This window comes from Burkholderia perseverans, assembly GCF_022870505.1.
GTDB lineage: Bacteria > Pseudomonadota > Gammaproteobacteria > Burkholderiales > Burkholderiaceae > Burkholderia > Burkholderia plantarii.
Map to the genome: position 1 here is coordinate 3539074 of NZ_CP045094.1, position 23770 is coordinate 3562843.

23 protein-coding genes are annotated in these 23770 nt (G+C 70.4%); 11 read left to right on the forward strand and 12 right to left on the reverse strand.

Features of this window, described 5'->3' with window-relative positions; translation table 11 throughout:
• Nucleotides 1-82: 82 nt before the first annotated feature.
• Nucleotides 83-637: a peptide-methionine (S)-S-oxide reductase MsrA gene (msrA, locus tag BpN12_RS30340; RefSeq protein ID WP_246795820.1), complete on the reverse strand. Its 555-nt coding sequence runs from the start codon at nt 635-637 to the stop codon at nt 83-85.
• Nucleotides 638-1472: 835 nt separating this feature from the next.
• On the opposite strand from msrA, the gene BpN12_RS30345 reads away from it, so the two are divergent.
• The gene (locus tag BpN12_RS30345; RefSeq protein ID WP_246795821.1) at nt 1473-1985 is read left to right on the forward strand and encodes a flavin reductase family protein; all 513 of its coding nucleotides are present in this window, start codon (nt 1473-1475) and stop codon (nt 1983-1985) included.
• Here BpN12_RS30345 and BpN12_RS30350 read toward each other — a convergent pair.
• Nucleotides 1972-2472: an Lrp/AsnC family transcriptional regulator gene (locus tag BpN12_RS30350; RefSeq protein WP_017425094.1), complete on the reverse strand. Its 501-nt coding sequence runs from the start codon at nt 2470-2472 to the stop codon at nt 1972-1974. The genes BpN12_RS30345 and BpN12_RS30350 overlap by 14 nt on opposite strands.
• A gap of 131 nt (nt 2473-2603) precedes the next feature.
• Here BpN12_RS30350 and kynB point away from each other — a divergent pair, with 131 nt between their 5' ends.
• The 3 genes from kynB to kynA all read left to right on the forward strand — a co-directional run bounded on the left by kynB (nt 2604) and on the right by kynA (nt 5565).
• Complete coding sequence (gene kynB / locus BpN12_RS30355) at nt 2604-3248, forward strand: arylformamidase (protein WP_246795822.1); 645 nt, start codon at nt 2604-2606, stop codon at nt 3246-3248.
• A gap of 118 nt (nt 3249-3366) precedes the next feature.
• Nucleotides 3367-4617 (forward strand): kynureninase, encoded by a 1251-nt coding sequence (gene kynU / locus BpN12_RS30360; protein WP_246795823.1) that lies wholly within the window; start codon nt 3367-3369, stop codon nt 4615-4617.
• Between the two features lie 42 nt (nt 4618-4659).
• Nucleotides 4660-5565, forward strand: coding sequence for a tryptophan 2,3-dioxygenase (gene kynA / locus BpN12_RS30365; RefSeq protein ID WP_246795824.1), 906 nt, complete (start codon nt 4660-4662; stop codon nt 5563-5565).
• 68 nt (nt 5566-5633) lie between these two features.
• Here the strand turns inward: kynA and BpN12_RS30370 are convergent, their stop codons facing one another.
• Nucleotides 5634-7028, reverse strand: coding sequence for an MFS transporter (locus BpN12_RS30370; protein ID WP_246795825.1), 1395 nt, complete (start codon nt 7026-7028; stop codon nt 5634-5636).
• A gap of 451 nt (nt 7029-7479) precedes the next feature.
• On the opposite strand from BpN12_RS30370, the gene dalD reads away from it, so the two are divergent.
• From dalD to BpN12_RS30385, 3 genes are all read left to right on the forward strand, one after another.
• Nucleotides 7480-8874, forward strand: a complete 1395-nt coding sequence (dalD, locus tag BpN12_RS30375) for a D-arabinitol 4-dehydrogenase (RefSeq protein ID WP_246795826.1) — start codon at nt 7480-7482, stop codon at nt 8872-8874.
• A gap of 135 nt (nt 8875-9009) precedes the next feature.
• Nucleotides 9010-10491: a xylulokinase gene (xylB, locus tag BpN12_RS30380; protein WP_246795827.1), complete on the forward strand. Its 1482-nt coding sequence runs from the start codon at nt 9010-9012 to the stop codon at nt 10489-10491.
• 62 nt (nt 10492-10553) lie between these two features.
• The gene (locus BpN12_RS30385; protein ID WP_246795828.1) at nt 10554-11501 is read left to right on the forward strand and encodes a sugar-binding transcriptional regulator; all 948 of its coding nucleotides are present in this window, start codon (nt 10554-10556) and stop codon (nt 11499-11501) included.
• A 70-nt stretch (nt 11502-11571) separates the two neighbouring features.
• Here BpN12_RS30385 and BpN12_RS30390 read toward each other — a convergent pair whose 3' ends face one another.
• The 9 genes from BpN12_RS30390 to BpN12_RS30430 form a co-directional block, all read right to left on the reverse strand.
• Nucleotides 11572-11781, reverse strand: coding sequence for a hypothetical protein (locus BpN12_RS30390; RefSeq protein ID WP_246795829.1), 210 nt, complete (start codon nt 11779-11781; stop codon nt 11572-11574).
• A gap of 44 nt (nt 11782-11825) precedes the next feature.
• The gene (locus BpN12_RS30395; RefSeq protein ID WP_246795830.1) at nt 11826-12941 is read right to left on the reverse strand and encodes an ABC transporter ATP-binding protein; all 1116 of its coding nucleotides are present in this window, start codon (nt 12939-12941) and stop codon (nt 11826-11828) included.
• An 83-nt stretch (nt 12942-13024) separates the two neighbouring features.
• Nucleotides 13025-13744: an HAD family hydrolase gene (locus BpN12_RS30400; RefSeq protein WP_425306336.1), complete on the reverse strand. Its 720-nt coding sequence runs from the start codon at nt 13742-13744 to the stop codon at nt 13025-13027.
• On the reverse strand, nt 13741-14619 hold the full coding sequence (locus tag BpN12_RS30405) for a carbohydrate ABC transporter permease (RefSeq protein ID WP_246795831.1): 879 nt from the start codon (nt 14617-14619) through the stop codon (nt 13741-13743). The genes BpN12_RS30400 and BpN12_RS30405 overlap by 4 nt, the downstream gene beginning before the upstream one ends.
• Nucleotides 14616-15560 carry a carbohydrate ABC transporter permease gene (locus BpN12_RS30410; RefSeq protein ID WP_246795832.1) on the reverse strand — a complete coding sequence of 315 codons (945 nt, stop codon included), beginning with the start codon at nt 15558-15560 and terminating at the stop codon, nt 14616-14618. The genes BpN12_RS30405 and BpN12_RS30410 overlap by 4 nt, the downstream gene beginning before the upstream one ends.
• A 102-nt stretch (nt 15561-15662) precedes the next feature.
• Entirely contained in the window at nt 15663-16991 is a 1329-nt protein-coding gene (locus tag BpN12_RS30415; protein ID WP_246795833.1) for an ABC transporter substrate-binding protein, read from the reverse strand.
• Nucleotides 16992-17072: 81 nt separating this feature from the next.
• The gene (locus tag BpN12_RS30420) at nt 17073-18479 is read right to left on the reverse strand and encodes a D-tagatose-bisphosphate aldolase, class II, non-catalytic subunit (protein ID WP_246795834.1); all 1407 of its coding nucleotides are present in this window, start codon (nt 18477-18479) and stop codon (nt 17073-17075) included.
• Nucleotides 18467-19426: a sugar kinase gene (locus BpN12_RS30425; protein WP_246795835.1), complete on the reverse strand. Its 960-nt coding sequence runs from the start codon at nt 19424-19426 to the stop codon at nt 18467-18469. Before BpN12_RS30425 ends, BpN12_RS30420 begins: the two co-directional genes overlap by 13 nt.
• A 4-nt stretch (nt 19427-19430) precedes the next feature.
• Nucleotides 19431-20207, reverse strand: coding sequence for an L-iditol 2-dehydrogenase (locus BpN12_RS30430; RefSeq protein WP_246795836.1), 777 nt, complete (start codon nt 20205-20207; stop codon nt 19431-19433).
• 277 nt (nt 20208-20484) lie between these two features.
• On the opposite strand from BpN12_RS30430, the gene BpN12_RS30435 reads away from it, so the two are divergent.
• Genes BpN12_RS30435 through BpN12_RS30450 form a run of 4 tightly spaced genes read left to right on the forward strand, consistent with a single transcriptional unit; the run spans nt 20485 to nt 23653 of the window.
• Nucleotides 20485-20955 (forward strand): Fur family transcriptional regulator, encoded by a 471-nt coding sequence (locus BpN12_RS30435; RefSeq protein WP_198251272.1) that lies wholly within the window; start codon nt 20485-20487, stop codon nt 20953-20955.
• A 59-nt stretch (nt 20956-21014) separates the two neighbouring features.
• Nucleotides 21015-21947 (forward strand): metal ABC transporter solute-binding protein, Zn/Mn family, encoded by a 933-nt coding sequence (locus BpN12_RS30440; RefSeq protein WP_246795837.1) that lies wholly within the window; start codon nt 21015-21017, stop codon nt 21945-21947.
• Between the two features lie 4 nt (nt 21948-21951).
• Nucleotides 21952-22842 carry an ABC transporter ATP-binding protein gene (locus tag BpN12_RS30445; RefSeq protein WP_246795838.1) on the forward strand — a complete coding sequence of 297 codons (891 nt, stop codon included), beginning with the start codon at nt 21952-21954 and terminating at the stop codon, nt 22840-22842.
• 7 nt (nt 22843-22849) lie between these two features.
• Nucleotides 22850-23653, forward strand: a complete 804-nt coding sequence (locus BpN12_RS30450; RefSeq protein ID WP_246795839.1) for a metal ABC transporter permease — start codon at nt 22850-22852, stop codon at nt 23651-23653.
• The last annotated feature ends 117 nt before the right edge of the window (nt 23654-23770 follow it).

Below are 23770 nucleotides of genomic sequence, written 5' to 3' on the forward strand. Positions count from 1 at the left end.
AATCCGACACCATGAAAAACGGCGGCACATGCCTGTGCCGCCGTCGGTTCCCGCATCGGGCCTTGCAGCCCGTCCCGCTCGCTCAGCCGCCGTTCGACTTCAGGCGATGCGCGAACTTCTTGCGGAATTTCGCGATCTTCGGCCCGATCACGGCCGCGCAATAACCTTGCTGCGGATTGCGCGCGAAGTAGTCGCGGTGATATTCCTCGGCCGGCCAGAAATTGCCGTCGAGCATGTCGACGCGCGTGACGATCGGGGCGTCGAACACCTTGTCGCGCTCGAGCGCATCGATCACTTCGTGCGCGATCGCGCGCTGCTCCTCGTTTTCGGCGAACACCGACGAGCGATATTGTGTGCCGACGTCGGCGCCCTGCCGGTTCAGCTGCGTCGGATCATGCGTCGCGAAGAAGATCTCGAGGATCTCGCGATAGCCGATGCGCGCCGGATCGAACGTGACTTTCACGACTTCCGCGTGGCCCGTGTCGCCTTCGCAGACCGCCGCGTAGCTCGGGTTGCGGACGCTGCCGCCGGCGTAGCCCGACTCGACCGAGTGGACGCCGGCGACGTCGAGGAACACCGCTTCGGTGCACCAGAAACATCCACCGCCGAGCACGGCCGTCGAAACCTGATTTTCCATGTCATGTCCTCTCGAAAATGCAATGTGTCCGGAGCGATCGCAGCGACCGCTTCGATGCGGCAAGTTTAGCCCAGTTGCCGCGGCCGGACGCGAGGCCGGCCGCCGGCCTTCGCGGAAAAACGGGAGCGCCCGACGCGGCGCCATCGTAGATCGGCTGCCCGACAAAATAAAAAAAGCACCCGGCGGTGCTGTTCGTTTGCCCGCGGCGCGCGCCGCCGCGCAACGCATCCTCACGACTCGTTCTTCAATCGATCGGCGCTCTCGGTCCGGCATCGCATGCAGTAATCCATGCCCCGCCCCGGCTTGATGTCGCTCTCCGGATCGTGGCGGCGCCAAAAATCACCAGCGCCGCGGTGACCAGATCGCGCGGCGGCGACGGTTCATGAGGCGGTTGCGGCGAGAGGACGCTCGACGATGCCGCGCTGCCGCGACGCCGGATCCATTTTTTTGTTTACGCGATTCATGCCGGCTCTCCCCGCCGGCAAAGGATGCGAAATGCTGTCGGGCGAACATGCTCCCCGCACGGCCGGGTCGACCATCGCGCCCCGCCGTGCCGTTTCCATGGCCGGCCCGGCCGGCGAAGATCGTCTCGCACGATGCCGCCCGTCTCCAGCGCCACTGCGCCATGCCCGCCGACATCATTCCTTTCGCCGCCGTCCGCGCGCACGAACGCCCGGCGGTGCATTGCGCCGGGGCCGTTGACAAACGGGCCGGCCCGCCATCGATTCCGCTAGAATCGGAACACCTTTTCCGAGTGCCCGATGACTGCTCCTTTCGTGATTTCTCGCTTCCCGGCCCCGGCACGTGCCGCCGCGGCGCCGCAGGCGGTGCCGCGATGACGTCCCACGCCGCGCCCCCCGATTTCGACACCGCCGCGTTCCGGCAGGCGCTCGGCCAGTTCGCCACCGGCGTCACGGTGATCACGACGCGCGCGCCGTCGGGCGCGCTGGTCGGCATCACCGCCAGTTCGTTCAATTCGGTATCGCTCGATCCCCCGCTCGTGCTGTGGAGCCTGGCCACGCGCTCGGCCTCGCTGCCGGTGTTCCGCGGCAACAGTCATTACGTGATCAACGTGCTGGCCGCCTCGCAGCTCGAGCTGTGCAAGCGCTTCGCGACCGTCAAGGGAGACCGCTTCGAGGGGGTGTCGCACGCGGCGGGGCAATCGGGCATGCCGGTGCTGAACGACGCGCTGGCCTGGTTCGAATGCCACAACCGCAGCCGCTACGAGGAAGGCGACCATGTGATCTTCGTCGGCGAGGTCGAGCGCTGCGGCCTGCACGCGGACCTCGGTTCGGCCGCGCCGCTGGTGTTCCATGGCGGCACGTTCCACGGCATCAATCCGCTCTGACCGAACCGGTGCGCGCCAGCGACACGGGCGCACCCGCCTCGTCCTTCAGCGTCTGCAGCACGATGTTCGAGCGGATGTCCATCACGCCCGGCGCCTTGTAGAGCTGGTTCAGCACGAAATCCGAGTAGTGCTTCAAATTGTGCGCGAGCACGCGCAGCAGGTAGTGCGTCTCGCCCGTCACGACGAACGCCGACACCACCTCGGGCCAGGCCTTCAGCGCTTCCGCGAAGCGCTCGTGCCACTGTTCCTGGTCGTTGCGCATCGACACCTGCACGAACGCCTCGAGCTCGAAACCAAGCTTCTCGCGGCTCAGGCAGGCCCGGTAGCACTCGATCACGCCCTGCTCCTCCAGCAGGCGCATGCGCCTCAGGCAGGCCGACGGCGACAGGGAGATACGTTCAGCCAGATCGAGGTTGCTGATCCGGCCCTCTTGCTGCAATACGGCGAGAATACGGCAATCGGTAGCGTCCAGCGAGATTGCATGCATTTCTGGTCCCCGTTTTGGCTATCGTTCAAATTATCTGCGATATTTGCCGAATGTCCATGTTTATTTCGCAAGCACCTTTCGGCGACGTTTACCTATGATCGAACCCATCGATATCCAGAAAACAAACGCAGATGGCTACGCTCTGGGACATTTCTCCCGACATTTTCCCCGATACGCCGGTCTGGCCGGGTGACACTCCTGTGTCGGTCGACGGCGTCTGGCGCATCGAGGCCGGTTCGCCCGTCAACGTCGCGCGGCTGACGCTCTCGCCGCACACCGGCGCGCATGCCGACGCGCCGCTGCACTACGACGCGCACGGCGCGCCGATCGGCGCGGTGCCGCTCGACACCTACCTCGGCGCCTGCCGCGTGATCCACTGCCTCGGCGCCACGCCGGTGGTGCGGCCCGACCAGGTGGCCGCCTCGCTGGCCGGCGCACCGCCGCGCGTGCTGCTGCGCACCTACGCGCGCGCGCCGCGCGCGGCCTGGGACCGCGCGTTCTGCGCCGTCGCGCCCGAGACCATCGACCTGCTCGCCGCGCACGGCGTGCGGCTGGTCGGCATCGACACGCCGTCGCTCGACCCGCAGGAATCGAAGACGATGGACGCGCACCGGCGCGTGTCGGCGCATGCGATGGCGATCCTCGAAGGGCTCGTGCTCGACGACGTCGCCGCCGGCGACTACGAGCTGATCGCGCTGCCGCTCAAGTTCACGACGCTCGACGCAAGCCCGGTGCGCGCGGTACTGCGTGCGCTGCCGGCGCCGGCCACGCCCTAGGCCCCGGCCGTGACGGCGCCACGGGCCATGCGCATCGACAACCCGATCCCGATCATCCGCCCGCCCGGCGCGGCCGGTCAGAATCAAGGACTCTCCCTTTCCTCACCCGGATTCCGCCATGAACTCACGTGAAGACGCCCTCGCGCTCGACCGCGACGATCCCCTCGCCGCGCTGCGCGACCGCTTCCTGCTGCCCGACGACACGATCTACCTCGACGGCAACTCGCTCGGCGCGCGGCCGGCCGCCTCGGCCGCGCGCGCCCAGGCCGTGATCGAGGACGAATGGGGCCGCGACCTGATCCGCAGCTGGAACACGGCCGGCTGGTTCGCGCTGCCGCGCCGCCTCGGCGACCGGCTCGCCCCGCTGATCGGCGCGGCCAGCGGCGAGGTGACGATCACCGACACGATCTCGGTGAACCTGTTCAAGCTGCTCTCGGCGATGCTGCGCGAGCAGGCCAAGCGCGCGCCCGAGCGCCGCGTGATCGTCTCGGAGCGCTCGAACTTCCCGACCGACCTCTACATCGCGCAGGGCCTGATCGCCCAGCTCGATCGCGGCTACACGCTGCGCCTCGTCGACGATCCGGCCGAACTCGACACGGCAATCGACGCGCAGACGGCCGTGGCGATGATCACGCACGTCAACTACCGCACCGGCCGCATGCACGACATGCCGGCCGTCACGCGCCACGCGCAGCAGGCCGGCGCGCTGATGCTGTGGGATCTCGCGCATTCGGCCGGCGCGGTGCCGGTCGACCTGAACGGCGCCGGCGCGGACGGCGCGGTCGGCTGCACCTACAAGTACCTGAACGGCGGCCCGGGCTCGCCGGCCTTCGTCTGGGTGCCGCAGCGCCACGTCGCGCAGTTCGAGCAGCCGCTCTCGGGCTGGTGGGGCCACCGCGCGCCGTTCGCAATGGATCCCGGCTTCGTGCCCGACACCGGGATCGCACGCTTCCAGTGCGGCACCCAGCCGATCGTCTCGATGGCGATGGTCGAATGCGGGCTCGACATCTTCCACGAGACCGACATGCCGGCGATCCGCCGCAAGTCGCTAGCGCTGGCCGACGCCTTCATCGCGCTGGTCGAACGCCACTGCGCCGGCTTCGACCTGACGCTCGTCACGCCGCGCGAGCACGCACGGCGCGGCTCGCAGGTCAGCTTCGAGCATCCGCACGGCTACGAGGTGATGCGCGCGCTGATCGCGCGCGGCGTGATCGGCGACTACCGCGAGCCGCGCATCCTGCGTTTCGGCTTCACGCCGCTCTACACGCGCTACGTGGATGTCTGGGACGCCGTGGAAGTGCTGCGCGAGATCCTCGACACAGAGGCCTGGCGAGCACCCGAATTCGCCGCCCGGACCACCGTGACCTGAGCCGCCCGTTTCAACGAACACCAGCCGGAGAGTCCCCCGATCATGAGTTCCCAACCACCGCAAGCGGGCGCGCCCGACGCCGCGCGCTGCCCGTTCTCGGGCCAGCCGGCCGCCGCGCCGGCCGGCCCCGAGGGCTGGCACGACGCCCAGCTCGACTTCTCGAAGTCGATGAGCTACGGCGATTACCTGTCGCTCGGCCCGATCCTCACGGCCCAGCATCCGCTCTCGCCCGACCACAACGAGATGCTGTTCATCATCCAGCATCAGACCAGCGAACTGTGGATGAAGCTCGCGCTCTACGAACTGCGCGCGGCGCTCGCCGCGATCCGCGGCGACGCGCTGCCGCCCGCGTTCAAGATGCTCGCGCGCGTCTCGCGAATCCTCGAACAGCTGGTGCAGGCCTGGAGCGTGCTGGCCACCATGACGCCATCCGAGTATTCGGCGATGCGGCCTTACCTCGGTGCGTCGTCGGGCTTCCAGTCGTATCAGTACCGCCAGCTCGAATTCCTGCTCGGCAACAAGAACGCGCAGATGCTGAAGCCGCACGCGCACCGGCCCGAGATCCTGGCCGAGGTCGAGGCCACACTCGACGCGCCGTCGCTCTACGACGAGGTGGTGCGCCTGCTCGCGCGGCGCGGCTTCCCGATCGCGGCCGAACGGCTCGCGCGCGACTGGCGCGCGCCGACCACGCACGACGTGTCGGTCGAGGCGGCCTGGCTCGCCGTCTACCGCGATCCGTCGGCGCACTGGGAACTGTATGAGATGGCCGAGGAACTCGTCGATCTCGAGGATGCGTTCCGCCAGTGGCGCTTCCGCCACGTCACGACGGTCGAGCGCATCATCGGCTTCAAGCAGGGCACGGGCGGCACCAACGGCGCGCCCTATCTGCGCAAGATGCTCGACGTGGTGCTGTTTCCGGAACTCTGGCACGTGCGCACGACGCTGTAAGCGCGCTCACGCGGCCGGCATTCTCGCCGGCCGCGCGCCCTTTGTCCTTCCTTCAACGGTGCCGCCGTTCAGCGCCCCTGTCCCGTCAGTTCGTTGAGCACCACCGTCCGTTGCGCGCGCAACGGTCTCAGATGGCCGCGCAGCAGCGCCAGCGCGAGCCCGGCGATCGCCATCGCCGCGGCCAGCATGCACAGGTAGCCCGCGGCGCCGCCCGAGGTGATCACGAACGCACCCGCGAACGCGCTGAGGATCGCGCCGAGGCGCCCGAACATCAGCGCGCCGGCGGCGCCGGTGGCACGCACCGGCGTCGGATACAGATAGGCGCACAGTGCATACATGGTGGCCTGCACCGCGTTGACGAACAGGCCGTGCAGGCCGAGCCCGAGCAGCAGCCAGCCGCGCTGGCTGGCCGCGTCGACGCCGAGCAGCCAGGCCGCGCTCGCCGCGCCGCCGAGGCTGCAGATCACCAGCGGCCAGCGCGAGCCGAAGCGCGCGATCGCCACCGCGCAGCCGAGCGCGCCGAACACGCCGCCGAGGTTGTAAGCGGTCAGCCCGCTGCCGGCCACCGACACGCTCAGGCCCTGCGCGGCGAGCATCGTCAGCAGCCAGCTGAACGCGCTATAGACGGCCAGCAGCGACATGAAGAACGCGCACCAGAGCGCGATCGTGTCGCGCGCGAGGCCGTCGGCGAACAGCGCGCGAAAGCCGCGGCGGCGCAGGCCCGGGTGGGTCTCGACGAGATCGGTGAAGCGGGCGCCGGGCGCGGCCGGCCGGCGCATCCGCGCGAGCAGCCGGACGAGTTCGGGCCAGCGCGCCGGCTCGCGTGCGAGGAAGCGCGGCGACTCGGGCAGCGCGGCGACCAGCACCAGGCCCAGCACCAGCGGCAGCGCCCCGCCGGCGATGAACAGCCCGCGCCAGCCGTAGGCCGGCAGCATGTCGTGCGCGAACAGCCCGGCCAGCATGCCGCCGAGCGGCACGCAGACGATGGTGGCCGTCACCATCAGCGTGCGGCGCCGCGCGGGCGTGAATTCGGCCGTCAGCGTGGTGGCAGTGGGCAGCGCGCCGCCGATCCCGAGGCCGGCCACGAAGCGCAGCAGCGCGAGCGTGGCGATGTCGGGCGCGGCGCCCACCGCGCAGGTGGCCGCGCCGAACACGAACACGCTCGCGATCACCGCGCGGCGACGCCCGAAGCGGTCGGCGAACAGGCCCGCGCCGGCGCTGCCGATGCCCATCCCGACGAGGCCCGCCGCCACCGCCGGCGCGAACGCGTCGCGCGTGAGGTGCCACTCGCGGATCAGCGCCGGGATCGCGAAGCCGATCAGCTGGCCGTCGAAGCCGTCGAGCACGATCGACAGCGCGGCGAGCAGCACCGCGAGCGCCTGCATCGGCGTGAACGACCCATGGTCGAGCGCCGCACCGACGTCGACGGGAGCCGGCGCGGCCGCCTCGCGCGCCGCGCTCATGCCGGCCTCCGGCGCGCGGCAATGCACACGGCGGCGGCCGGCGCCACCGCGCGCGGAAAGCACGATGCAGGCGACGCAGGCAATACGGATCGGGCCGCGCGACGCGGCACGGATCGGTTCATGTTCTTCTCTCCTCGGAATCCCCGGCCCGCGCGCCGATGGCCGGCGGCGGCCGGAGGCGGCCTGTCGTGATGCGCGGCGGTGATGCGCGGCGCGCCTGCCCATCGCGCGCGCCGCCTGGCGCCGTGGCGCCGAACGAGCCTGCGCATCATAAGACGATTCGATGCCCCGGGCGTGCGAACAAAAAGCGGCCCGAGCTTTCAGGCGCCGCAGTGCAGCATCGAAATCCGGTCCGGCCGCCTTGACTTTCATGGAACCGAATACGATCATTCGCTCACCACGAGAGCAAATGATCTTAACGAGGCCATGTTCGGCCGCAAGGAGACAACGGATGAATCCTCCGCCGACCGCCGCGCCGGTGATCCTCCACATCGGCGCCGGTTCGTTCCACCGCGCGCATCAGGCGTGGTATCTGCACCGCGTCAACCAACAGGCCGCACCGGACGATCCGGCCGGCCGCTGGTCGCTGGTCGTCGCCAACATCCGCGACGACATGCGCGCGACGATGGACGCGCTGGCCGCGCAGCAGGGCCGCTACACGCTCGAGACCGTGACGCCCGACGGTGAGCGCGCCTACGAGACGATCGGCTCGATCACGCGCGTGCTGCCCTGGTCGATCGACCTCGCCGCGCTGATCGAGGCGGGCGCCGATCCGGCCTGCCGGATCGTCTCGTTCACGGTCACCGAGGGCGGCTACTACCTCGACGAACACAACCGCCTCGACGCCGGCAACCCGGACCTCGCGGCCGACCTGCAGGGCGCGCGCACCACCATCTACGGCGCGCTCGCGGCGCTGCTGGCCGAACGGCAGGCGCGCGGCGCCGGCCCGCTGACGCTGCAGAGCTGCGACAACCTGCGCAGCAACGGCGCGCGGTTCCGCGCCGGCATGCGCGAATTCCTCGAACGGCGCGGCCTGACCGACCTGCTCGGCTGGTTCGACGCGCACGTGTCGTGCCCGAGCGCGATGGTCGACCGCATCACGCCGCGCCCGACGCCGGACGTGCGCGAGCGCGTGAAGGCCGCCACCGGCGTGGACGACGCCTGCCCGGTGATGGGCGAGTCGTTCATCCAATGGGTGATCGAGGACGATTTCGTGGCGGGCCGCCCGCGCTGGGAGCTGGCCGGCGCCGAGCTGGTGGACGACGTCCATCCCTACGAGGAAGCGAAGATCCGCATCCTCAACGCGACCCACAGCTGCATCGCCTGGGCCGGCACGCTGGCGGGCCTCACCTACATCCACGAAGGCACCCACGATCCGGCGATCCGCGCGTTCGCGCACGCCTACGTGAGCGACGACGTGATCGGCTCGCTCACGCCGAGCCCGCTCGATCTCGCGCGCTATCGCGACGTGGTGCTCGAACGCTTCGGCAACCCGTACATCCTCGACACCAACCAGCGCGTCGCGGCCGACGGCTTCTCGAAGATCCCCGGCTTCATCGCCCCGACCTTCGCCGACTGCTTCGCGCGCGGCGCCGAGCCGGCCTCCACCGCGGTGCTGCCGGCGCTGTTCCTGCGCTTCCTCGGCCGCTGGGCGCAGGGCCTGCTGCCCTATGAGTATCAGGACGGCGTGATGGACGCGGGCCTCGCCCGCGCGATCGTGGCGGCCGACGATCCGGTCGCCGCGCTGGCCGCCGAGCGGCTGCTGTGGGGGTCGCTGGCCGGCGACGCGCGGCTCGTGCGGGCGCTGCGCGCCGGGCTCGCGCGCGTCGACGCGTGGCATCCGTAACCGCGTCGCGCGCGGCGCGGCGGCACCGCCCGGCACGCGCCGGGCTGCCGCCGCTCCGGGTCAACCGGCATTGGCACGGGCCGCGTCGCGCGGCTACATTAGCGACTCTCTGACGACCAACGGCTAGCGCCCATCATGTATCTCGGCATCGATCTCGGCACCTCGGAAGTCAAGGTGCTGCTGCTTTCCCCCGACGGCGCGGTCGTCGGCACGGCGGGTACGCCGTTTACCGTGTCGCGCCCGCATCCGCGCTGGGCGGAGCAGCATCCGGAAGACTGGTGGGTGGGCACGCTCGAGGCGCTCGCCGCGCTGCGCGAGCGCCATCCGGCCGAGTACGCGCAGGTGCGCGGGATCGGCCTGTCGGGCCAGATGCACGGCGCGGTGCTGCTCGATCGCGACGACCGCGTGCTGCGCCCCGCGATCCTCTGGAACGACATGCGCAGCGACGAGGAATGCACGGCGCTCACGCAGCGCGCGCCGGACCTGCACCGGCTCGCCGGCAACCTCGCGATGCCCGGCTTCACGGCGCCCAAGCTGATCTGGGTGGCGGCCCACGAACCCGACACGTTCGCGAAGATCGCCTGCGTGCTGCTGCCGAAGGACTACCTGCGGCTGCGGCTGACCGGCAACCGCGTGTCCGATCCGTCGGACGCGGCCGGCACGCTGTGGCTCGACGTGGCGCGCCGCGACTGGTCGGGCTCGCTGCTCGAAGCGGGCGGCATGACGCGCGAGCAGATGCCGCGCATCGTCGAGGGCAACGCGCCGTCCGGCACGCTGCGCGCCGAGGTGGCGCGCTCACTGGGCCTGCGCGAGGGCATCGTGGTGGCGGGCGGCGGCGGCGACAACGCCACCAGTGCGCTCGGCATCGGCGCCACCCAGCCCGGCGACGGCTTCGTCTCGCTCGGCACCTCGGGCGTGCTCAGCATCGTCGGCGACCGCTTCATGCCCTACCCCGAATCGGCGCTGCACGCGTTCTGCCACGCGATCCCCGACCGCTGGCAGCAGATGAGCGTGGTGCTGTCGGCGGCGAGCTGCCTGCGCTGGGTCTGCAAGCTGACCGGCACCGACGAGCCGACGCTGATCGGCGAGGTCGAGGCGCTCGATCGGGCCGCGCTCGCCGACGCGCCGCTGTTCCTGCCCTACCTGTCGGGCGAGCGCACGCCGCACAACGACCCCTACGCGCAGGGCGTGTTCTACGGCATGACGCACGGCACCGATCGCGCGCGGCTCGGCTACGCGGTGCTTGAAGGCGTGACGCTGGCGCTCGCCGACGGCCACGACGCGCTGGTCGCGGCCGGCTCGGCGGCCGGCTCGCTGGCGCTGATCGGCGGCGGCGCGCGCAGCGCGTACTGGGCGCAGCTGGTGGCCGACGCGCTCGACGTGCGCACCCATCAGCTCGGCGGCGGCGCGACCGGCGCGGCGCTCGGCGCGGCGCGGCTCGGCTGGCTCGCCGACGGGGGCGATCCGTCGCAGGTTCTGACCAAGCCGCCGCTGTCGGCCGAGTACGTGCCCGACGCGGGCCGCCACGCCTGGTTGCGCGAGCGGCTCGACACCTATCGCGCGCTGTATCGCCACGTGCGGCCGCTGTTCGAGCCGTCGCGCGCGCGCCTCGCCTGACGCCGATTGCGTTACGATCCGTTCCTTTTCCAGCCAGCCGCCCGTCCGAGCGCCCACGCACCGTGCCCAAGTCCTCTGAAAAACTCGATCTCGCGACCCGCGCCGCCTGGCTCTACTACGTGGCCGGCGACACCCAGAACGAGATCGCCGAAAAGCTGCAGGTGTCGCGCCCGGTCGCACAGCGGCTGGTCGCGTTCGCGGTCGAGAAGAACCTGATCCGCGTGCGCGTCGATCACGGCGTGGCCGACTGCCTCGACCTGGCCGCGCAGCTCTCGAAGCGCTACGGGCTCGCGATGTGCGAGGTGGTGCCGATCGATTCGGACACGCCGGACGCGGTCGACCGCAAGCTCGCGGTGGCGGGCGCGCAGGTGATGGAGCGCTACCTGAACGAGGATCGCGCGATGGTGATCGCGGTCAGCAGCGGCCGCACGCTGAAGGCGGCGGTCGCGCAGATCGCGCAGCTCGACCGCCGCCAGCACCGGCTCGTGTCGATGGTGGGCGCGATCGCGCGCGACGGCTCGTCGAACCCCTACGACGTCGCGCAGCACATCTCGGAGAAGACGGGCGGCAAGCACTTCCTGCTGCCGGCGCCGCTCGTCGCCGACAACGACGCCGAACGCGCGCAGTGGTGCAACCACCGGCTCTACCGCATCGTCGAGCAGCTGACGGCCGACGCCGACGTGGCGTTCGTCGGGATCGGCAACGTCGGCCCGGACTGTCCGCTGTTCGTGGACGGCTTCCTCACGCCCGACGAGCTGAACGAGATGATGGCCAGCGGCGCGGTGGCCGAGATGGTCGGGCTGCCGATCGACGCGAACGGCCGGCGCGTGGTCACGCCGTCGACGGCGCGCGTGACGAGCGTGTCGATGGAGACGCCGCCGCGCCGGCCGACCATCGGCTTCGCGGGCGGGCCGCGCAAGCAGGCGGCCGTGCTGGCCGCGCTGCGCGGCGGCTGGCTGTCGGGGCTCGTCACCGACGAGACCTGCGCGCGGGCCGCGCTGGCTGATTGAACGCGCGGCCGTCGATCGGCGATCGTCATGACTGGCGATCGCGGTTTGCCTTCAGGCCATCGAACTTCCTTCATGCGAACGCGCGGCGCGCCATCCACGGCGCCTGACGCCTGACGATCGCATCGCCGTCGGCATCATCACTGCGCCGGCCAACGCCACCACGCACGAGACGATCGCGACCGCCCTCCTCCGCGATGCCGAATACGCGGCGCATCCTCGACATCAAGACCGACACCTCAAACAACAACGCCGCGCAAAAATCGCGCGGCGTCGGTTCCATTCAATCCCACTCACACCGAGCCGCCGAAGCGGCCCGGCGCCGCCTCACGCGGCCAGCGCATGCGGCGAGCGCCGCTCGAACGCGAGGCCACCCTCGTCGAACAGATGGCAGTGCTCGGGCTGCGCGTGGACCCGCAGCATCTCGCCCGGCCGGTGCGTCTCGAGCGGCGGAATCCGCGCGATCATGCCGTCCGGCGCGACCGGCGATTCGGCGTACAGGTAGGCGGCGTCGCCGAGCGACTCCACGGCCATGGTGCGCACCGACACGCCCCCGCCGTCGGGCGCGGCGCCCACCAGCAGATGCTCGGGGCGAATGCCGACCGTCACCTTGTCGCCGACCTTCAGCGCGCCGGTACGCACCGCCACGCGCTGCGCCTCGCCGGACTCGAAGCGCACCACCGCCTCGTCGGCCGTCACGGCCTGCGCCACGCCTTCCAGGAAGTTCATCTTCGGCGAGCCGATGAAACCCGCCACGAACCGGTTGGCCGGCGCGTGGTAGAGCGTGTTCGGCGCGCCCACCTGCTGCACGCTGCCGGCCGACAGCACCACGATCTTGTCGGCCAGCGTCATCGCCTCGACCTGGTCGTGCGTCACGTAGATCATGGTGGTCTTCAGCTCGTCGTGCAGCCGCGCGAACTCGAGGCGCATCTTCACGCGCAGCGCCGCGTCGAGGTTCGACAGCGGCTCGTCGAACAGGAACACCTTCGGCTTGCGCGTGATCGCGCGGCCGATCGCGACGCGCTGGCGCTGGCCGCCCGAGAGCTGCTTCGGCTTGCGGTCGAGCAGGTGGTCGATGTGCAGGATCTTCGCCGCGTTGCGCACCGCCGCGTCGATCTCGGGCTTCTTCGCGCCGGCCAGCTTGAGGCCGAACGCCATGTTGTCGTACAGCGTCATGTGCGGGTACAGCGCGTAGGACTGGAACACCATCGCGATGCCGCGCTTGGCGCTCGCCAGGTCGTTCACGCGCGCGCCGTCGATCAGCAGGTCGCCGCTGGAAATGTCCTCGAGCCCGGCGATCATCCGCATCAGGGTGGACTTGCCGCAGCCGCTCGGGCCGACGAACACCACGAACTCGCCGTCCGCGATGTCGAGGTTGACGTTGCCGAGCACTTCGTTGTCGTCGTAGCGCTTGCCGATGTTGCGCAGAAGCAGGCTTGCCATGATTTGTCTCCGCTTTCCTTACCGCTGGGTTCGTGACGCGCCGCGCCGCCGGATCGGCCGGCGCGGCGCGCAATTCGTTTCGCTCACTGCGACGGCACGCTGCCGGTCGCGATCCACTGCGCGGCGAGGCCGGGCAGCGCGTCCATCCGGTCGAACACGTGGCGCGCGCCGATCGCGCGCAGCGCATCGACCTGCGACGGCGAGGCGTGGCCGCCGCCGATGAAGCCGATCACCGTCATGCCGGCCGCGGCCGCGGCGGTGATGCCGGTCGCGCTGTCCTCCACCACCAGGCAGTGCTCGGGCGCGAAGCCGAGCGTGTGGGCGGCGGCCAGGTAGACGTCGGGCGCGGGCTTGGGCCGCTCCACGCCGTCGGCGCAGAACAGCCGCTCGCCGAAATGGCGCTTGAGGCCGGTGCGGGTCAGCGCAGCCTCCACGTAGGCGCGATTGCTGTTGCTGGCGCAGGCGATCGGCAGCGGGATCGCGGCCAGTGCCGCGTCGATGCCGTCCACGGCCGGCGCGAGCACCGCCGCGCGCTCCACCGCCGTGCGGATCGCGACGACCTCGGCGGCCGCGAGCGCACGGCCGACCTGTCCGGCCGCGCGCTCCAGCACGCGCTCGGTACGCAGGCCGAGCAGCGGCATCACCACCGGGCGCACGTCCACGCCGGGCCAGCGCGCTTCCAGCTCGCTCACCAGCACGCCGGCGGCCACCGCCTCGCTGTCGATCAGCACGCCGTCGCAATCGCAGATCAGCAGGCGGTCGCGGCCCTCGCCGGCGGCCAGGCTCATGCCGTGTTCGCTCATTTGACCGCCCCGAACGTGAGGCCGCGCACCAGTTGCTTCTGCGACAGCCAGCCGACGATCAGGATCGGCGCCACGGCCAGCAGCGAGGCGGCCGACAGCTTGGCCCAGAACAGCCCCTCGGGGCTCGAGTAGGAGGCGATGAACACGGTCAGCGGCGCGGCGTTCGAACTGGTCAGGTTGATGCTCCAGAACGCCTCGTTCCACGACAGGATCACCAGCAGCAGCGAGGTGGACGCGAGGCCCGGCAGCGACATCGGCATCAGCAGGTAGACGATCTCCTGCCAGGTGGTGGCGCCGTCGATGCGGCCGGCCTCCAGGATGTCGCGCGGGATCTCGGCGAAATAGGTAAACGTCATCCAGACCGCGATCGGCAGGTTGATCAGCGTGTAGACGATCACGAGGCCGCTCACGGTGTCGAGCAGGCCCGAGTTCTTCCAGAGCAGGTAGATCGGCACCAGCACGCCCACCGACGGCATCATCTTGGTGGACAGCATCCATAGCAGCACCTTCTGGGTGCGCCGGGTCGGGAAGAACGCCATCGCGTAGGCGGCCGGCACCGCCAGCAGCAGGCACAGCAGCGTCACGCCGACCGACACCAGGATCGAGTTCCAGGCGAAGCCGAAGTAGTTGCTGCGCGCGAACACCTCGCGGAAGCTGTCGAGCGTCGGCGTGAAGATCAGCGACATCGAGTAGGCCTGCTGCTCGGTCTTGAACGCGGTGATCGCCATCCAGAAGATCGGGAAGAACAGCAGCAGCGCGATCAGCCACGCGAGCAGGCCGGGAATCGCGCGCCGGACGGTGCCGAGCGCGGCGCCGAGGCCGCCGGACGGGCCGGACGCGCCCGCGGCGCGCGGGGTTGCGGTCAGGTCGCTCATGCTTCGTACTCCCCTTTGAGGTTTTTCGCGAGCATCCGCACCAGGAAGAACGACACGACGTTCGCGAGCACGACGGCGAGGATGCCGCCCGCCGAGGCGAGGCCGACGTCGAACTGCTGCAGGCCGAGCGCGTAGATCAGGTAGGACAGGTTGGTGGTGGCGTTGCCGGGGCCGCCGCCGGTGGTCGTGTAGATCTCGGCGAAGATCGACAGCAGGAAGATGGTTTCCATCATCACCACCACGGCGATCGCGCGCCTCAGGTGCGGCAGCGTGATGTAGAAGAACATCGCGAACGGCCCGGCGCCATCGATGCGGGCGGCCTCCTTCTGCTCCTGGTCGAGCGACTGGATCGCGGTGAACAGGATCAGGAACGCGAACGGCAGCCATTGCCAGGCGACGATCATGATCACGGCGGTCAGCGGGTATTCGGCGAACCAGTCGATCGGCGCCATGCCGAGCCCGCGCATCAGGTGGGCGATCAGGCCGTAGACGGGGTTCAGGATCATGTTCTTCCAGATCAGCGCCGAGACGGTCGGCATCACGAAGAACGGCGCGATCGCGAGCAGGCGCGCGATGCCCTGCCCGTAGAACTTGCGGTCGAACAGCACGGCCATCAGCACGCCGCCGACCACGGTGATCGCGAGCACCGCCACGATCAGCACCAGCGTGTGCCAGATCGCCGGCAGGAACGACGGGTCGGTGGCCAGATAGCGGTAGTTGTCGAGGCCGGTGAAGCCCTTCTCGTCGGGATTCAGCAGGTTGTAGCGCGTGAACGAATACCAGATCGTCATCGCGAGCGGGATCGACATCCACAGCAGCAGCACCGCCACCGACGGCGTGACGAGCCAGCGGGCGGGCTTGCCGCGCGAGGACGCGGCGGAGGCGGGAGACGAATCGGTCATGGGCGCCGGATGATGTAGGGGAAGACGTAAGTGACGCATGCTCGGACCTCTTGAAGCGGATGCCCACGTGCCGCGCGGCGGCGCACGGGCCTTGCATCGAGGCGATCCGCGCCGGCCCGGCACGGATCGCGACTGGCTCGATTACTTCTTGTAGCCGGCCTGGCGCACCGCGCGGTCGGCGGCGGCCTGACCGGCGGCGAGTGCCTGGTCGACCGTCATCTGGCCGGCCACCGCACCCGCGATCGACTGGCCGACGACCGTGCCGAACGACTGGAATTCAGGAATCCCGACGTACTGCACGCCCGTGTACGGCACCTTCTTCAGCGAGGGATCGTTGACGTCGGCCGTCTCGATCGCCTTCAGCACGAAGTCCGAGAACGGCGCGGCGGCCTTGTACTCGGGGCGCGCGTAGGTGGACTGGCGCGTGCCCGGCGGCACCGAGGCCCAGCCCTCGTCCTTGCCCACCGCTTCCACGTACTGCTTCGAGGTCGCCCAGGTGATGAACTTCTTCGCGGCGTCCTGCTGCTTGGACGTCTTCGGGATCGCCAGCGCCCAGGCCCACAGCCAGTGCGAGCCCTTCGGCGTGACGGCGGTCGGCGCGGCCGCGAAGCCGATCTTGTCGGCCACCTGCGACTGCTGCTTGTTGTAGAGCATGCCGGCCGCCACCGTGGCGTCGATCCACATCGCGCACTTGCCCGAGGCGGTCAGCGTCAGGTTCTCGTTGAAGCCGTTCGAGCTCGCTCCCGGAGGGCCGTCCTTCTTCAGCAGGTCGACGTAGAAGTTGATCGCCTTCTTCCATTCCGGCGAGGTCAGCTGGGCGTTCCAGTTTTCGTCGAACCAGCGGCCGCCGAACGTGTTCACCACGGTCGACACGTAGGCCATGTTCTCGCCCCAGCCGGCCTTGCCGCGCAGGCAGATGCCGTAGGTGCCGTTGGCCTTGTCGGTCAGCTTGTCGGCGAACTGCTGGATCTGGTCGTAGGTCGGCTGGGCCGGCATCGTGAGGCCCTTGGCCGCGAACAGATCCTTGCGGTAATAGGTCATCGAGCTCTCGACGTAGAACGGCAGCGCGTAGAGCTGGCCGTTGTACGAGAGGCTGTCGCGCGCCGTCTTCACGACGTCGTTCAGGTCGTAGTCGGCGGGCAGGCCCGTCATCGGCGAGAGCCAGCCGCGCTTGCCCCACTGCGGCGCCTCGTAGGTGCCGATCGCCATCACGTCGAACTGGCCGCTGCCGGTGGTGATGTCGGTGGTGGCGCGCTGGCGCAGCACGTTCTCTTCCAGAATCACCCAGTTCAGCTTGATGTCCGGGTTGGCCTTCTCGAACGCCGGCGAGAGCTTCTTCAGCTCGATCATGTCGGGGTTGTTCAGCGTCGCGATCGTCAGCGTGGCCGCCTGCGCGGCCAGTGCCGACGACGCGAGCGCGGCGCCCGCGAGAATTCGCGTGGCGGCGGCGATGAGCGTCGGTCGTTGCATGGCATGTCTCCTGTGTTATCGGCTTGTCGTCTACGGTCTGTCCATCGTGGTGCGGGTGGATGCGCGCGATCTGATGCGCCCTCACCCGCCTTGCTGCATCCCGCACGCGCGAGCGTAGCGGGCAATCGTGTGGCGGATCCGGAACCGGACCCAGGCGGCCGGATCGTCGCCGAGCGCATGCGCGCGCCGCGCCTCGTAGACGTCCGGCAGCCACTGCGCGAGCAGCGTCTCGGGCGGCGCGCGGCGCGCGAGGTTCGCGAACAGGCGCGCGACCGCGGCGGCCACCACCGGCTGCAGCCAGTAGTAGCGGATCCGGTCGCTGTAGCTGAACTGGCGCGCGAGCCGCTGTGCGGCGGCGTCGCCGCGGTAGTACGGCGCCCAGTGCTCGGGGCGCGCGAGCATCGCCTCGTCCACCACGTCGCGCAGCCGCGAGCGCTGATTCTCGTCGACCAGCGCGTCCTCGACGTAGCTCAATGCGAACAGCGCCTCGCGCAACGCGAAGGTCAGGCCGGGGCCGACCTTCAGAATCGCGAAATGGTCGCGCACCAGCGCGGCCAGCGCGGCCTCGGTCTGGTAGTCGGTCGAGTGCGCCTCGAACACGAAGCGCGGCACCTCGAGGATGCTGGCGGCGAGCGCCTCGGCACGGGCCGGCGCGTAGTCGAGCACCTGGCGGTCGTCGAAATCGACGCCGGGCTGCGCGACCACCGCCACCGTGCGGGCCCAGGCCGCGTCGAGGCCGTAGCGCGCGAACGCGTCCTGGTGCGCGTCGAGCGTGGCGCGGATCGCCTCGGCGCGCGTCACCTTGATGTGCGACAGCGGGCCGGCGCCCGCTCCTTCATCCTGCGAGGGCGCGTCACCATCCACGTTGCCGCCGGTCTCGCCGCCCGGCACCGGCACCTCGGTGCCCACCACGTAGACGGGCGCCGTGCCGGCCGCCTCGGCCGCGGCTTCGGCCGCCGCGCAGAGCTGCGCGGCGCGCTCGGCGACGAGCGTGTCGGTGAGCGGCGCGCTGTCGTCGGCGCAGGCCATGCTCGCGTCGAGATGGATCTTGGTGAAGCCGGCCGCCACGTAGGCGGCCACCATCGCCGCGGCCTCCTGCATCGCGTCCTTCGCTCGCAGGTGGCGCCACGGATTCGGGCCGAGGTGATCGCCGCCCAGCACCAGCGCGTCGAGCGGGAAACCGGTGCGCGCGGCCAGCGCTTCCACGTCGCGGCGGAAATCGGCCGGCGTCGCGCCGGTGTAGCCGCCCTGATGGTTGACCTGGTTGCAGGTCGCCTCGATCAGCAGCGGCGAGCCGTCGTCGCGCGCGGCCTCGAACGCCGCTTCCAGCACCAGCGCGTGCGCGCTGCAGACCGAATAGATGCCGCGCCGCGCGCCGGCGCGATTGGCGCCGAAGATCGCGCCGAGCGTGCGGCCGGCATCGGCCGCCTGCGCTTCGCGGCGCTCGCGGCGTTCGTGACGTTCGGCGGCGGGGCTCAGGCCGGGCATGCGATCCCCCGGCGGGTCAGGAATTCGACGATCTCGGCCGGCGAGCTGTTGCCCTCCATCGGGCCGACCCGGGCCACCGCCAGCGCGCCCGCCGCGTTCGCGCGCGACAGCGCCGCATCGATCGGCCAGCCCTGGATCAGGCTCGCCACCAGCGTGCCGCCGAAGCAGTCGCCGGCGCCGGTCGGATCGACCTCGGTGGTGTCGTAGCCGCCGATCTCGATCTGACCGTTGCGGTCGAACGCGGCACTGCCGGCCGCGCCGCGCTTGAGCACCACGCGCTCGAGCAGCGGCCGCGTGGCGAGCAGCCCGGCGATCGCGCGCTCGGCCGGCTGCGGGCCGCAGAAGAACGGCAGGTCGGCCTCGCTCGGCAGGAACAGGTGGCAGGCGTCGAGCAATTCTTCCAGCGCGGCGCGCATCGGCTTGAACGCGGCCAGCATCTCGGCGCGCACGTTCGGATCGAACGAGATCTTCGCGCCCACGCGCGCGGCCTCGATCACGCCGCGCTTGACGGCGGCGATCGCGTTCTCGCTCGTCAGCGACGAGCCCATCACGTGGTAATAGCGGCAGCCCTCGAACAGGTCGGCCGTGACGTCGGCTGCCTCGAGCAGCGCCGAGGCGCTGCCGTCGATGCTGTAGACGAACTGGCGGCTGCCGTCGTCGCGGTAGGCCACGAACGCGAGTCCGGTGGGGCGCGCCACGCGGCGGATCGCGCCGGTGCGCACGCCGTGCGAATCGAGCCGCGCGACGATCGCGTCGCCGAACGCATCGCGCCCGACGCAGCCCGCGTAGGCCACCGATACGCCGATGCGCGCCGCCTGATCGGCGAAGATCGCCGGCGCGCCGCTCGGGAACGGACCGGTGAATTCGCCCGGCGCCGCGAAACCCTGGCCGCGCTTCACGGCGACGAATTCGGCGAGCAGCTCGCCCGCGACGACGATCTCGGCCATGGCGTCAGCTCATCCAGTTGCCGCCGTCGACGTTGAGCGTCTGGGCGGTGATGTAGTCGGCGTCGGCCGAGGCGAGGAACAGCGCGGCGCCCGTCAGGTCGGCCGGCAGGCCCATCCGGCCGAGCGGCACCGCCTCGCCCACCAGGCGCTTCTTCTCGCCGAGCGGACGGTTCTCGTAGCGCGCGAACAGCGCGTCCACCTGCTCCCACATCGGCGTGTCCACCACGCCGGGGGCGATGCCGTTGACGTTGATCCGGTGCGGCGCGAGCGCCAGCGCGGCCGATTGCGTGTAGCTGAGCACGGCGGCCTTGGTCGCGCAGTAGTGCGAGACCAGCGCCTCGCCGCGGCGGCCCGCCTGCGACGACATGTTGACGATCTTGCCGCCGCGGCCCTGCTCGACCATCCGCTGCGCGACCGCCTGCATCAGGAAGAACATGCCCTTCACGTTGACCGCGAACAGGCGGTCGAAGATGTCCCAGGATTCGTCGAGCAGCGGGCGCATGTCGAACAGCGCCGCGTTGTTGAACAGGATGTCGACGCCGCCGAACTGCTCGACGGCCGCGGCCACGATACGCGCGATGTCCTCGCGCCGCGTCACGTCCGCGGTGACCGCGATCGCGCGCTCCGGATGCGCGGCCATCAGCGCCGCCAGCGAGCCGCCGGCCGGCTTCAGATCGACCAGCACGCAGCGCGCGCCCTCTTCCAGATATCGCTGCGCGACCGCTTCGCCGATGCCGCTGGCGGCGCCCGTCAGGATCGCGACCTTGTCCTGCAATCTCACTGGCTGTCTCCGATTTCGTTATTCGTGCTGTCATCCGGCATTCAGTGAGCTAACGCTCATTGAATGATCATTTGCTCAGATTGCGATCGAATAATCGGATACCACTGCGGGACTGTCAAGGCGAAAACGCCGCTTTCGATGATGCGCTGCCGCATCGCGCGGACGGCGGCGGCCGGGGTGGATCAGCGCCGCCGCGGTTTCCGCAAGCCGGCCGTATGCACGATCGCTGGATACGTTATATCATCCGCTATCTCCCGCTTTTCGATGGTGTATCGCCATGGCCTCGACCTCGTCCCTGGATGCCCGCCTCGCCCGCGCCGACGCGTTCGCCGCCGAGCACGGCCTGACCTGGACGCCGCTGCGGCGGCAGGTCTATGAGAAGGTGCTGGCCGCGCAGAAGCCGATCGGCGCCTACGACCTGATCGCCGAACTCACGCCCGAGCGCGGCCGCATGCCGCCCACCACCGTCTATCGCGCGCTCGATTTCCTCGTCGAGCACGGCTTCATCCACCGCATCGAGTCGCGCAACGCGTTCTTCGCCTGTTGCGAGATCGGCCCGCCCCACCAGGGGCAGTTCCTGATCTGCGAATCGTGCGGCGACACGGTCGAAATCCCCGGCGCCGATCTCGCGCGCCAGCTCTCCGCCAGCGAATCCGCCCACGGCTTCGAGATGCATCGTCAGGTGGTCGAACTGACGGGCCTCTGCGGCGAATGCAGGACCCATCCCAAGGGCGCGCCGAACGCGTGACCCGCTCCGCCGCGCGTCTGTTCGGGCGCGCGGCTCGCCCACTCCGTCGAGGAACAAGCATGACTTTCGCCGCCACGTCGCGCGCGCCGCTGCGCGCCCGCTCCCCCCGTGCCCCCCGCACCCGCCTGGCCCGCTGGCTCGCCGCCGGCTGCGCCGCGCTGGCGCTCGCCGCGCCGGCGCTCGCGCAGGCCGCGAAGCTGCAGGTGGTGGCCGCCGAGAACTTCTACGGCGACGTGGTCCGGCAGATCGGCGGCGCGAACGTGGCGGTGTCGAGCATCCTCAGCAATCCGGACCAGGATCCGCACCTGTTCGAGGCGAGCCCGAAGACGGCGCGCGAGCTGCAGCACGCGAACCTGGTCGTCTACAACGGCGCCGACTACGATCCGTGGATGGCCAAGCTGCTGGCCGCGTCGAACAACGCCGCGCGCAAGACCATCGTGGTGGCCGACCTGGTCGGCAAAAAGCCCGGCGACAACCCGCACCTCTGGTACGATCCGGCCACGATGCCGGCCGCCGCGCGCGCCATCGCCGCCGCCCTCGCGGCGGCCGATCCCGCGCACCAGGCCGACTACGAGAAGAACCTCGCGAGCTTCGTCGCCTCGCTGAAGCCGATCGACGCGAAGGTCGCCGCGCTGCGCGCGCAGTACCACGGCGTGCCGGTGACGGCCACCGAGCCGGTGTTCGGCTACATGTCGGACGCGATCGGCCTGACGATGCGCAACCTGAGCTTCCAGCTCGCGACCATGAACGACACCGAGGCGAGCGCGAGCGACATCGCGGCGTTCGAGAAAGACCTCCGCACGCGCCAGGTGCGCGCGCTGATCTACAACAGCCAGGCCGAGGAGCCGATGACCAGGCGCATGCTCAAGATCGCGAAGGACGCGTCCGTGCCGACCGTCAGCGTCACCGAGACCGAACCGGCCGGCAAGACCTTCCAGCAGTGGATGCTCGCGCAGCTCGATGCGCTGGGCGCCGCGCTGGGCCGCCATTGAGACCATGAACGCTGCTGCTTCCGCCGCGCTCGCGCTTGATCGCGTCACGCTCGAACTGGGCGGGCGCACCATCCTGCGCGACGTCAGCCTGGCCGTCGAGGCCGGCGAATTCGTCGGCGTGCTCGGCCCGAACGGCGCCGGCAAGACCACGCTGATGCGCGCCGTGCTGGGCCTCGTGCCGGCTTCGCGCGGCACCCTCTCGGTGGCCGGCGCGCCGGTCTCGCGCGGCAATCCGGCGATCGGCTACATGCCGCAGATCCGCAGCGCGCTGGCCGGGCGCCGCGTGCGCGGCTACGACTTCGTGGCGATGGCCGCCGACGGCCACCGCTGGGGGCTGCCGCGCGCGAACCCGGCGGTGCGCGCCGACGTGGCGCGCGTGCTCGACCTGGTCGGCGCCGCGGCGCTCGCGCAGCGCCCGCTGTCCGAACTGTCGGGCGGCGAGCGCCAGCGCCTGCTGCTCGCGCAGTGCCTGCTCGGCGCGCCGAAGCTGCTGCTGCTCGACGAGCCGCTGATCAGTCTCGACCCGCATCACCAGCGCGGCGTGGTGGAACTGGTGCGGCGCGTGCAGCGCGAGCTCGGCATTACCGTGCTGTTCTCGGCGCACGAGCTGAACCCGCTGCTGAACGCGCTCGACCGCGTGCTCTATCTCGGCAACGGCACCGCCGCGCTCGGCACCGTCGACGAGGTGATCACGCGGCCCGTGCTGTCACGCCTGTACGGCTCGCCGATCGACGTGATGCACGTGAACGGCCGGATCTTCGTGATGTCGGGCGACGTCGAGGTGGAGAAGCACGATCACGAACACGAGGACGACGGCCACCACGGACACGGGCACGCTCATGCGCATTCACATGGGCACGGCCACGATCATTCGCACGGCACTTCGCACGAGTAGGCGCACGATGTTTGAATACGAATTCATGGTCAACGCGTTCGCCGCGGCGGGGATCGTCGCGGTGCTGGCGGGCGTGGTCGGCTATTTCCTGGTGCTGCGCGGCCAGACCTTCGCCGGCCATGCGCTCTCGCACGTCGGCTTCACCGGCGCCACCGGCGCGGTGCTGCTCGGCCTCTCGCCGATCTGGGGGATGGTGGGCTTCACGCTCGCGGCCGGCATCGCGATGGGCGCGCTCGGCGAACGGCTCGCGGGCCGCGACGTCGCGATCGGCGTGATCCTCTCGGTCGCGCTCGGCGCGGGACTGCTGTTCCTGCACTTCTACACGAGCTACGCGACCCAGGTCACCGCGCTGCTGTTCGGCAACGTGCTCGGCGTGAGCCACGCCACGCTGATGGTGCTGGCCGGGATCGGCGCGGTCAGCCTGATCGCGCTCGCGGCAATCCTGCGCCCGCTCGTGTTCGCCTCGCTGCAGCCGGAGCTGGCCGAGGCCAAGGGCGTGTCGCTGCGGCTCGTCTCGGTGCTGTTCCTCGCGATCTGCGCGCTGGCGGTGGCCGCCTGCACGCAGATCGTCGGCGTGCTGCTGGTGTTCACGCTGCTGGTGGGGCCGGCCTCGGCCGCCCAGAACCTCACCACGCGGCTCGCCGCCGGCGTCTGGCTCGCCGCGCTGTTCGCGCTCGGCGAGGCCTGGCTCGGCATCACGTTCGCCTACTACACCGACTGGCCGACCAGCTTCTGGATCACCGCGCTGTCGGCGCTCGTCTACGCGGCGAGCCTCGGCGGGCGCCGGCTCACGGCGGGCGCCTCGGCCTGAGGCGAGCGCGCGCGACCCTCTCCACGACGCACGAAACAAAAAGCCCGACGATGCGCTCGCAAGCGCGTCGGCGGGCTTCGTCGTTTCACGGTCCGGCGCCGGACAACATCGAGCGGC

Coding starts and splice junctions, on each gene's coding strand:
- msrA (WP_246795820.1), bottom strand. CDS start 637: ATGGAAAATCAGGTTTCGACGGCCGTGCTCGGCGGTGGATGTTTCTGG.
- BpN12_RS30345 (WP_246795821.1), top strand. CDS start 1,473: ATGACGTCCCACGCCGCGCCCCCCGATTTCGACACCGCCGCGTTCCGG.
- BpN12_RS30350 (WP_017425094.1), bottom strand. CDS start 2,472: ATGCATGCAATCTCGCTGGACGCTACCGATTGCCGTATTCTCGCCGTA.
- kynB (WP_246795822.1), top strand. CDS start 2,604: ATGGCTACGCTCTGGGACATTTCTCCCGACATTTTCCCCGATACGCCG.
- kynU (WP_246795823.1), top strand. CDS start 3,367: ATGAACTCACGTGAAGACGCCCTCGCGCTCGACCGCGACGATCCCCTC.
- kynA (WP_246795824.1), top strand. CDS start 4,660: ATGAGTTCCCAACCACCGCAAGCGGGCGCGCCCGACGCCGCGCGCTGC.
- BpN12_RS30370 (WP_246795825.1), bottom strand. CDS start 7,028: ATGAGCGCGGCGCGCGAGGCGGCCGCGCCGGCTCCCGTCGACGTCGGT.
- dalD (WP_246795826.1), top strand. CDS start 7,480: ATGAATCCTCCGCCGACCGCCGCGCCGGTGATCCTCCACATCGGCGCC.
- xylB (WP_246795827.1), top strand. CDS start 9,010: ATGTATCTCGGCATCGATCTCGGCACCTCGGAAGTCAAGGTGCTGCTG.
- BpN12_RS30390 (WP_246795829.1), bottom strand. CDS start 11,781: ATGGAACCGACGCCGCGCGATTTTTGCGCGGCGTTGTTGTTTGAGGTG.
- BpN12_RS30395 (WP_246795830.1), bottom strand. CDS start 12,941: ATGGCAAGCCTGCTTCTGCGCAACATCGGCAAGCGCTACGACGACAAC.
- BpN12_RS30400 (WP_425306336.1), bottom strand. CDS start 13,744: ATGAGCGAACACGGCATGAGCCTGGCCGCCGGCGAGGGCCGCGACCGC.
- BpN12_RS30405 (WP_246795831.1), bottom strand. CDS start 14,619: ATGAGCGACCTGACCGCAACCCCGCGCGCCGCGGGCGCGTCCGGCCCG.
- BpN12_RS30410 (WP_246795832.1), bottom strand. CDS start 15,560: ATGCGTCACTTACGTCTTCCCCTACATCATCCGGCGCCCATGACCGAT.
- BpN12_RS30415 (WP_246795833.1), bottom strand. CDS start 16,991: ATGCAACGACCGACGCTCATCGCCGCCGCCACGCGAATTCTCGCGGGC.
- BpN12_RS30420 (WP_246795834.1), bottom strand. CDS start 18,479: ATGCCCGGCCTGAGCCCCGCCGCCGAACGTCACGAACGCCGCGAGCGC.
- BpN12_RS30425 (WP_246795835.1), bottom strand. CDS start 19,426: ATGGCCGAGATCGTCGTCGCGGGCGAGCTGCTCGCCGAATTCGTCGCC.
- BpN12_RS30435 (WP_198251272.1), top strand. CDS start 20,485: ATGGCCTCGACCTCGTCCCTGGATGCCCGCCTCGCCCGCGCCGACGCG.
- BpN12_RS30440 (WP_246795837.1), top strand. CDS start 21,015: ATGACTTTCGCCGCCACGTCGCGCGCGCCGCTGCGCGCCCGCTCCCCC.
- BpN12_RS30445 (WP_246795838.1), top strand. CDS start 21,952: ATGAACGCTGCTGCTTCCGCCGCGCTCGCGCTTGATCGCGTCACGCTC.
- BpN12_RS30450 (WP_246795839.1), top strand. CDS start 22,850: ATGTTTGAATACGAATTCATGGTCAACGCGTTCGCCGCGGCGGGGATC.